Annotated in this window: 9 protein-coding genes; 3 read left to right on the forward strand and 6 right to left on the reverse strand. The window is 73.1% G+C overall.

All coding sequences use genetic code 11. The features are described from left to right. Window positions 1-5: 5 nt before the first annotated feature. Both V6V47_RS25990 and V6V47_RS25995 read right to left on the reverse strand, forming a co-directional pair. The gene (locus tag V6V47_RS25990; protein WP_334630989.1) at window positions 6-980 is read right to left on the reverse strand and encodes a sulfite exporter TauE/SafE family protein; all 975 of its coding nucleotides are present in this window, start codon (window positions 978-980) and stop codon (window positions 6-8) included. A gap of 137 nt (window positions 981-1117) precedes the next feature. After that, window positions 1118-1582 carry an RrF2 family transcriptional regulator gene (locus V6V47_RS25995; RefSeq protein WP_334630990.1) on the reverse strand — a complete coding sequence of 155 codons (465 nt, stop codon included), beginning with the start codon at window positions 1580-1582 and terminating at the stop codon, window positions 1118-1120. A 275-nt stretch (window positions 1583-1857) separates the two neighbouring features. Between V6V47_RS25995 and V6V47_RS26000 the strand changes: the two genes are divergently transcribed. Further along, window positions 1858-2526: a YceI family protein gene (locus tag V6V47_RS26000; RefSeq protein WP_334630991.1), complete on the forward strand. Its 669-nt coding sequence runs from the start codon at window positions 1858-1860 to the stop codon at window positions 2524-2526. Between the two features lie 63 nt (window positions 2527-2589). Here the strand turns inward: V6V47_RS26000 and V6V47_RS26005 are convergent, their stop codons facing one another. The 4 genes from V6V47_RS26005 to V6V47_RS26020 form a co-directional block, all read right to left on the reverse strand. Further along, window positions 2590-3474, reverse strand: coding sequence for an acyl-CoA thioesterase (locus V6V47_RS26005; protein WP_334630992.1), 885 nt, complete (start codon window positions 3472-3474; stop codon window positions 2590-2592). After that, entirely contained in the window at window positions 3471-4919 is a 1449-nt protein-coding gene (gene pyk / locus V6V47_RS26010) for a pyruvate kinase (protein ID WP_334630993.1), read from the reverse strand. Before pyk ends, V6V47_RS26005 begins: the two co-directional genes overlap by 4 nt. A 175-nt stretch (window positions 4920-5094) precedes the next feature. Beyond that, on the reverse strand, window positions 5095-6483 hold the full coding sequence (locus tag V6V47_RS26015; protein ID WP_334630994.1) for an FAD-binding oxidoreductase: 1389 nt from the start codon (window positions 6481-6483) through the stop codon (window positions 5095-5097). Window positions 6484-6615: 132 nt separating this feature from the next. Continuing rightward, complete coding sequence (locus tag V6V47_RS26020; RefSeq protein ID WP_334630995.1) at window positions 6616-6981, reverse strand: YciI family protein; 366 nt, start codon at window positions 6979-6981, stop codon at window positions 6616-6618. Between the two features lie 177 nt (window positions 6982-7158). On the opposite strand from V6V47_RS26020, the gene V6V47_RS26025 reads away from it, so the two are divergent. Continuing rightward, on the forward strand, window positions 7159-7482 hold the full coding sequence (locus V6V47_RS26025) for a hypothetical protein (protein ID WP_334630996.1): 324 nt from the start codon (window positions 7159-7161) through the stop codon (window positions 7480-7482). Further along, window positions 7479-8027 (forward strand): hypothetical protein (locus V6V47_RS26030; RefSeq protein ID WP_334630997.1); only part of this gene is annotated, 549 nt, incomplete at its 3' end. The genes V6V47_RS26025 and V6V47_RS26030, both read left to right, overlap by 4 nt.

The following is an 8027-nucleotide window of genomic DNA, read 5'->3' on the forward strand; positions in this document are numbered from 1 at the left end:
CGGGGTCAGACCGGGGTCGCCCGGCCCCCGTGCGCGTCGATCTTTGCGGTGTGGTGCCCTGCGGAGCCGGCGAGTGAGGGCGTGTCGCCCACCACGGCTCCACTGTCGACGGAGTTGGGGGTGCGGCGGGTGCGACGCAGGGCCCGCACGGCCAGCACCAGTGCGGCCAGCCAGCCGGCGGCCAGCAGGAGGTAGAGCGCGGGGCGCGTCGCGCCGTCCAGCTCCGCGGAGCGGATCAGGGTGCGCGCGTTGGTCAGCACGATCACGCCGCCGACGGCCGCGCCGAGGAGTTGGGCCGGCACGATGCGCACCAGCCAGGCGGCCAGCGGGGCGGCGATGAGCCCGCCGATGAGCAGCGCGGCGACGGTCGGCAGCAGGAACCCCTCGGTGCCCAACCCGATCAGGAAGCCGACGCTGGCAGCGCCCGCCACCACGAACTCGGCGGTGTCCACCGAGCCGATCACCTTGCGCGGTTCCAGGCGGCCGGAGACCAGCAGCGCCGGGGTGGCCACCGGGCCCCAGCCGCCACCGCCGGTCGCGTCGACGAAGCCGGCGACGAGGCCGAGGGGGCCGAGGAAACGCCCACGCAGCCGCCCGCCGATCCGGTCGGTACGCAGCGGCCGGGAGAAGCGGATCAGCAGGTACGCCCCGAGCGTGAAGAGGATGCCGGCCATCCAGGGCCCGGCCGCCTCGGTGGAGATCGAGCTGAGCAGGGTGGCGCCGGCGAACGCGCCGGCCGCGCCGGGCAGGGCGATGCGGGTCACCACCCGCCAGTCGACGTTGCCGAACCGCCAGTGCGCCACTCCGGCGGCCAGCGTGGTGCCGATCTCAGCCAGGTGCACCGAGGCGGAGGCGGCGGCCGGGGCGACCCCGGCGACCAGCAGGAGGGTGGACGAGGTCAGCCCGTACGCCATCCCGAGTGAGCCGTCGACCAGCTGCGCGGCGAGCCCGACCAGAGCGAGAACCAGCAGCTTGCGCACGAGCGCCCCCTGACTTTTCGGTATCTCCTATCGACTTGGTCGACAATGCGGCACGGGGCAGCCCGGGTCAAGAGCCCGATCGGTGGATGGGACGCCGGCAGTCAGCCCGGTGGCGGGGCCCGACGGCGGACGGGCGGTCAGATCCAGGCGCGCGGGTCGGCGACCAGCTCGGTGATCCGGCTGGGCAGGGTGCCGGCGGCCACGTCGGCGACGCTGACCAACTCCAGGATCTCCCGCTCGCTGGCCCGCAGCGCGATCCAGACCTCCTGGAGCGCGCGGGCGGGACCGTGGTAGCCGAGTTGCTCCGGACGCTGCCCGCGTACGTGGGCGAGCGGCCCGTCGATCACCCGGATCACCTCGGCGAGGGAGATCTCCTCGGCCGGGCGGGCCAGCCAGTAGCCGCCCTCGGGGCCGCGTTGGGCGTGCACGATGCCGCCCCGCCGCAGTTGGAGCAGGATGCTCTCCAGAAACTTCGGTGGGATCTCCTGGGCCCGGGCGATCTGCTCGGCCGTGACCGGTCGGCCCCGCCCGGGGCCACTGGCCGTCGCGGCGAGCTCAGCGGCCGCGCGGAGGGCATAGTCGACCCGGGCGGAGAGGCGCATGCCGGCAAGATTAGCCCGCTGGTCAGCCAGCCGGACGGCCGGCCCTCCACCGATCGGCCCCGCCTCGACGTCGGGGCCGGAGCCGGCGCGGGGCTCATCGCCCCGCCACTCGGGCGCCTCCCTTTCGCCGACGAATAGTCGACCAAGATCCACCGATCGGGTGGGGCCCGAGAAGCCGTTCCAAAGCGTCCCTATGCTGGGCGTGAACGACGACTCGCGGGCTCCAGCAACACATTGATAAACACCCGGACAATGCCCGGGGGGAAGGCACCACGATGACCGATATCGCCACACGCACCTGGGATGGCATGACCATTCCGGTGGCCGGCACCTATCTTCTCGATCAGGCGCACAAGCGGATCGGTTTCCTGTCCCGACACATGATGGTGAGCCCCGTACGCGGCGAGTTCAGCGAGGCGACCGCCCAGATCCACGTGGCGGAGGACCCGCTGCTCTCCTCGGTGACCGCGACCATCGACGCGGCGAGCATCACCACCGGGAGCATCGACCGGGACACCCACCTGAAGAGTGCCGACTTCCTCGATGTGGAGCGCTATCCCACCCTCGAATATCGAAGCACGGGTATCAGATGGCAGGGCAACGAAGATCCGATCTTCTACTGGGCCCGACTGCGAAACCAGCGACTCGGTGGCAGAGGCAGAAGTCACAATGTGCCGCCGCAGTCGGACGCCGCGACCGGACGATTCGTGCTGACCGGAGAGCTGACGGTAAAGGGCGTCACCCGGGCGGTCGAGCTTCAGGTGAATTTCGGCGGCGCTCGTCGTGACCCGTACGGGAAGAACATCTTCGGGTTCAGCGCGACGGCCGACATCAACCGCGAGGACTACGGCCTGCTCTGGAATGTCGCACTCGAGAGTGGCGGGGTCCTGGTCGGCAAGACGGTGCAGATCGAGATCGCCGGCGAGGCGATCTGGCAGGTCTGACCCCCCGGGTGGCCATCCCCGCCGGGACCACGATGTGCTCGGCGGGGACGACGAACCGGTCGCTCAGGCGCCGACGCGGCGCAGCAAGCCTTCCTGGACGGAGCTGGCGATCTGCCGGCCGTCGGTGGTGAACATCCGACCGGTCGCCAACCCTCGCGCGCCGGACGCCGAGGGGCTTGAGCAGTCGTAGAGGAACCACTCGTCGGCGCGGAACGGACGGTGGAACCAGAGCGCGTGGTCGAGGCTCGCGCCGACCACCCCGCCCGGCCCCCACACCTCGCCGTGCACGGACAGCACGGAGTCCAGGAGGGTGAGGTCCGAGGCGTAGGTGAGCGCGCAGGCGTGCAGCAGCGGGTCGTCCGGAAGCTTGCCGTCGATGCGCATCCAGACCCGCTGCTGCGGGTCGGCGGGCCGGTCGCCGGGGCGGACCCAACCGGGCTCGCCGACGTAGCGCACGTCGATCGGGCGCGGGATCTGACCCCACATGCCCAACCGCTCCGGGTAACGGGAGAGCCGGTCGGCCATCGTCGGCACGTCCTGCGGCGCCGGCACGTCCGGTGGGGCCGGAGCCTGGTGGTCCAGCCCCTCCTCGGCCCGCTGGAAGGACGCCGACATGAAGAAGATCGGCTTGTCGTGCTGGAGGGCGACCGACCGGCGGACCGAGAAGGACCGCCCGTCGCGGATGTTCTCCACCTGGTACTCGATCGGCTCGACCGGGTCGCCGGGGCGGACGAAGTAGCCGTGCAGCGAGTGCACGAACCGCTCCGGGTCGACCGTGCGGCCGGCGGCGACCAGCGCCTGACCGGCGACCTGGCCGCCGTACACCCGCTGCGGGCCCACCGGGGGGCTCATCCCCCGGAACGTCATCTCACCGACCGGGTCGAGGTCCAGCACCTCCAGCAGCTGGTCCACCGCGGCTTGGCCGACCGCGACCCGGCCGTCGCTCACTGCAGCGCCCGCGCCGACGCGGCGTCGACCAGCGAGCCGAGCTGGTGGACGCGCAGCGTGTTGGTCGAGCCCGGGGTGCCGGGCGGGCTGCCCGCGACGATCACCACGTAGTCGCCGGGGTTGGCCCGGTTGAGGCCGAGCAGCGCCTCGTCGACCTGGCGGAACATCTCGTCGGTGTGCTGCACGAACGGCATCAGGAAGGTCTCCACGCCCCAGGTCAGGGCGAGCTGGTCGCGCACCTCGGGGACCGGGGTGAAGGCCAGCAGCGGCAGGTCGCAGTGCAGCCGGGACAAGCGCCGGACGGTGTCACCGGTCTGCGAGAAGGCGACCAGCGCCTTGGCGTTGATGGCCCGCGCGATCGACGAGGCGGCCACGGTGAGCGCGCCACCGTGGGTACGCGGGTCGTGCTGCAACCGGGGCACCCCGATCGAGCCGGACTCGGTGGTCGTCACGATCTTGGCCATCGTGCTGACGGTCAGCACGGGGTACTTGCCGACGCTGGTCTCGCCGGAGAGCATCACCGCGTCCGCGCCGTCGAGCACCGCGTTGGCCACGTCGGAGGCTTCCGCCCGGGTGGGGCGGGAATTCTCGATCATGGAGTCGAGCATCTGGGTGGCCACGATGACCGGCTTGGCGTTCTCCCGGCAGAGCTGCACGGCCCGCTTCTGCACCAGCGGCACCTGGTCCAGCGGCATCTCGACGCCCAGGTCACCGCGGGCCACCATGACACCGTCGAAGGCCAGCACGATGGCCTCCAGGTGGTCCACCGCCTCCGGCTTCTCGACCTTGGCCAGCACCGGCCGGAAGACGCCTTCCTCGGCCATGATCCCGTGCACGAGCTTGATGTCCTCGGCCGAGCGGACGAAGGAGAGCGCGACCAGGTCGGCGCCGAGGCCGAGGGCGAAGCGCAGGTCCTCGGCGTCCTTGTCCGACATGGCGGGCACGCTGACCGCCACGTTGGGCAGCGAGACGCCCTTGTTGTTGGAGACCGGGCCGCCCTCGGTGACCAGGCAGCGGATGTCGTTGCCGGTGACGTCGGTGACCTCGACGGCGACGCGGCCGTCGTCGATCAGCAGCCGGTCACCGGGCTTGACCTCCTGCGGCAGCTTGCGGTAGGTGCAGGAGACCCGCTCCTTGCTGCCGATGATGTCGTCACCGGTGATCACCACCGAGTCGCCGGTGCGCCACTCGTGCGGGCCGTCGGCGAACCGGCCGAGCCGGATCTTGGGGCCCTGGAGGTCGGCGAGGACGGCGACCGGCTTGCCAGTGGCCTCGGCCGCCTCCCGGACCATTCGATAGACCGCCTCGTGGTCCTCGTGGCTGCCGTGGCTGAAGTTGAGCCTCGCCACGTTCATGCCGGCCTCGACGAGACCCCGGATGCGCTCCGGGGACGAGGTGGCGGGACCAAGAGTGCAGACGATCTTCGCGCGGCGTGTCACGCCCATCAGGCTAGTCTCTCCTTCAGGTCGGACTTCGGGCCGACCCCTTGCAGGCAGCGGAACATTTGTCCAACGACGCGTGGCACGCGTCGGCGGGCGGATGGAACCGCACCGGGAACGTTGTGGCGACGGGCAACGGCGACCGCGCGCCGGGAATCGTACGCCTCCGCTGGCGCGCGCCTCACCCCGCGTGCGCCGACGGCGGCAGGGTGGGCACCGCGGTGATCAGGTCATCCGGGTCGTAACGGCGCTTGGCGCGACTCAGTCGCTCCCAGTTCGCGCCGTAGGCCAACCGCACCCGGTCGGGCTCCTCCGGGGCGAGCAGGTTCGGGTAGCCACCCGGCAGGGCGTACGGAGCAAGCGCCGCCGACAGGCCGTCGGCCCAGTCCCGGTGCGGCTCGACCGCCCCGCCCGGCTCCCACACCGCGATCACCTCGACGAGCAGGTGATCGGCGCGCAGGCCGAACGCCGTGTCGGCGGGCCGGACCCGGCTGGCCGCGCCGTGGAAGTGGTGCACGGCCACCGCGGAGAACGGCGAGCTGATCCGCTGGGCGGCGTCGACCAGCGCGGCCACCGCGCCGCCGCCGAGCGCGGGCAACCAGCGGGTACGCAGCAGATAGTGGTTGCCGTCGACCATCCCGCCGTCGAACATCCGCAGCGCCTCGGCGTACGGCAGCGGGCCGACCTGGTCGACCAGCGGGGTGCCCAGCGCGCGTAGCCGGTCCACCCACGGCCGCCCGGCGTCCAGATCCGGGCCGCTGTAGAAGGGGCAGAGGAAGGCCACCGGCTCGCCGGTCGGGCCGGGCAGGAAACCGGTCATCACGGTCAGTTCGTCCGGGGCCTCGGCGAGCAGAGCGGAGTAGCCGCGCAGCACGGCCGGCGCCTCGGCCAGCGCGAAGATGATCATGCCGGCCAGTACGGCGGGCAGCCGGTGCGCCCGAAAGCGCAGCTCGGTGACCACGCCGAAGTTGCCGCCGCCGCCGCGCAGCGCCCAATACAGCTCGGCGTCGTGGTCGGGGTCGGCGCTGACCCGCCGACCGTCGGCGAGCACCACCTCCGCGCCGAGCAGGTTGTCCAGGGCCAGGCCGAAGCGGCCGCACAGTGGCCCGTACCCCCCGGCGAGGGTGAGCCCGGCCATGCCCACACCGCGGACCGTCCCGGTGGCGACCACCAGGTCGTGCGCCGCGGCGGCGGTCACCAGATCGGCGGCGGTGGCGCCGCCGGCCGCGGTCACCGTGGCCGCGGCCGGGTCCACCCGCACCGCGCGCATGCCGGTCAGGTCGAGGACCAGGCCGCCGTCGCGCAGCGCCCGGCCGGCCCAGTCGTGCCCACCGGAGAGGACCGACACCGGCAGACGGCACCGGGCGGCGATCCGGACCGCCTCGGCAACCTCCTCGGCGTCGAGGCACCGGGCGACCAGCGCGGGCGCCCGATCCACGGCGGCGTTCCAGAGGGTGGTGGCGGCGGCGAAACCGGGATCGCCCGGCTCGTGGAGCCGGTCACCGAGCAGGGCACGCAGGTGGGCCACGGCGTCGGAGATGCCGGCATCGGAGGTGGCGGCGGAGCTCATGGCGACTCCTCGACCGGGGCCGGCCGGTGGTGCCGGGTGCACCCCGACGGCGGCCCTCGGTGGGCGCGACCGTAGCACCGGTGGCCGGCCGACCGCCGTCGTCATCACGACAGCCGCCGATTGACCGACCGCTCAGCTGTCCGTCTTGGCCAGCGGAAACTCCAGTGAACCGGCCGGGCAGAGGAAGGTGAGCACGTCCACCCGGTAGAGCCCGGCCTGCACCGCCGGGTTGGCCTCCAGCACGCTGCGCACGTCGTCGACGCTGCCGGTGCGGGCCAGCCCGAAGCCGATGGGCGGCTCCGGGTCGCGGGCCGGCCCGTCCACCGAGCCGGCGACCAGGATGATTCCGCTGCGCTGCAACGCCTGCATGTGCTCGGTGTGCTCGGCCTGCAACCGCTGCACGGTCTCGGGAGGCAGGGCCCGTCCGGCCGCGCCGGGATAGAGCACGATGCACTCGTACGTGTCGAGCGCGTAGTCGACCTGCGGCACTCCCGCCATGGGTGCTCCCTCCGCCGTCGCGCTGGCCCGAGCCGGCATCGCCGTACGCGCCCAGCGTCGCACGCCGCCGGCGGCCGCACCGCTCGCTCGGCGCAACTACCCACCGTCGGGCCCGTTGAGATGGTGCCGCAACCCACTACGGTGGACGGTCCGGACGCTGGGCGGTGGGAGGTCGGGATGCGCGACGACGATCCGGCGGCGGGGCCGCTGCCGTACGTCGAGGTGACCGAGGAGGCGTACGCGGCGCAGGCCGCGGCGGGCTTCACGGTGCGGGAGTTCGAGTTCGCGGTGCAGCTCAGTGGGCAGTGCCCGCGATGCGACCACTCGACGACCGCCACCCTGGTCGACGAGCTGTACCGGCGGGAGTCGCCGGCCGGGACCGCTCGGAACCCGGGCTACCGGACGGTGCTCTGCGAGTGCGAGGCCGACCACCCGACGCGGCCCGCCGGGCTGCGTGGCTGCGGCGCGTACTGGACGCTGCGGCTGGAGGTCGAGGCGTGATCCGGCTGCGGCCCGGTCCGCCCGCGACCACCGCAGACCTGCGGCGCGCGCAGCAGGTGGCCGGGCTGCTCCGCGGTGAGCTGGAGCGGGTCCGGGCAGCCGCGGTGGCCTGGCGCAACGGGCTCGGCGGGCTGCTGGTGGCGCTGGTCGGGTTCAGCCTGATCCGGGGCCGCACCGACGTCACCACGCTGGCGCGCGGTTGGGGCGCGCTGGTCGGGCTGCTGCTGCTCGCCGCGCTGGCCGCTGGCGTGGGCGGGGCGCTGGCACTGCTACGCGCGGCGCACGGCCCGCTCTCGGTGACCCCGGTGGCGACGCTCCCACCGGAGCCGCTCGGCGACCATCTGGAGGCGATGGCGGCGGTCCGGTCGCTGCGTACCGGGGTCCGGCTGGTGCTGCTCTGCACCACGCTGCTGGTGGCCGCGGTAGGAGTGACCTGGTACGCCCCCGCCCACCCCACGCCCCACCCCACGCCCCACCCCGCCGCCCACCCCGCGCCCCGCCCCACGCCTCACCTCGCCGCCCACCCCACGCCTCACCTCGCCGCC

This window comes from Micromonospora sp. CPCC 205539 (genome assembly GCF_036906815.1).
In the GTDB taxonomy this organism is placed as follows: Bacteria; Actinomycetota; Actinomycetes; order Mycobacteriales; family Micromonosporaceae; genus Micromonospora.

Bases quoted from the DNA above. Each gene is read 5' to 3' on its own strand.
- V6V47_RS26015 (WP_334630994.1), bottom strand. From the start codon at position 6,483: ATGAGCTCCGCCGCCACCTCCGATGCCGGCATCTCCGACGCCGTGGCC.
- V6V47_RS26020 (WP_334630995.1), bottom strand. From the start codon at position 6,981: ATGGCGGGAGTGCCGCAGGTCGACTACGCGCTCGACACGTACGAGTGC.
- V6V47_RS26000 (WP_334630991.1), top strand. From the start codon at position 1,858: ATGACCGATATCGCCACACGCACCTGGGATGGCATGACCATTCCGGTG.
- pyk (WP_334630993.1), bottom strand. From the start codon at position 4,919: ATGGGCGTGACACGCCGCGCGAAGATCGTCTGCACTCTTGGTCCCGCC.
- V6V47_RS26025 (WP_334630996.1), top strand. From the start codon at position 7,159: ATGCGCGACGACGATCCGGCGGCGGGGCCGCTGCCGTACGTCGAGGTG.
- V6V47_RS25995 (WP_334630990.1), bottom strand. From the start codon at position 1,582: ATGCGCCTCTCCGCCCGGGTCGACTATGCCCTCCGCGCGGCCGCTGAG.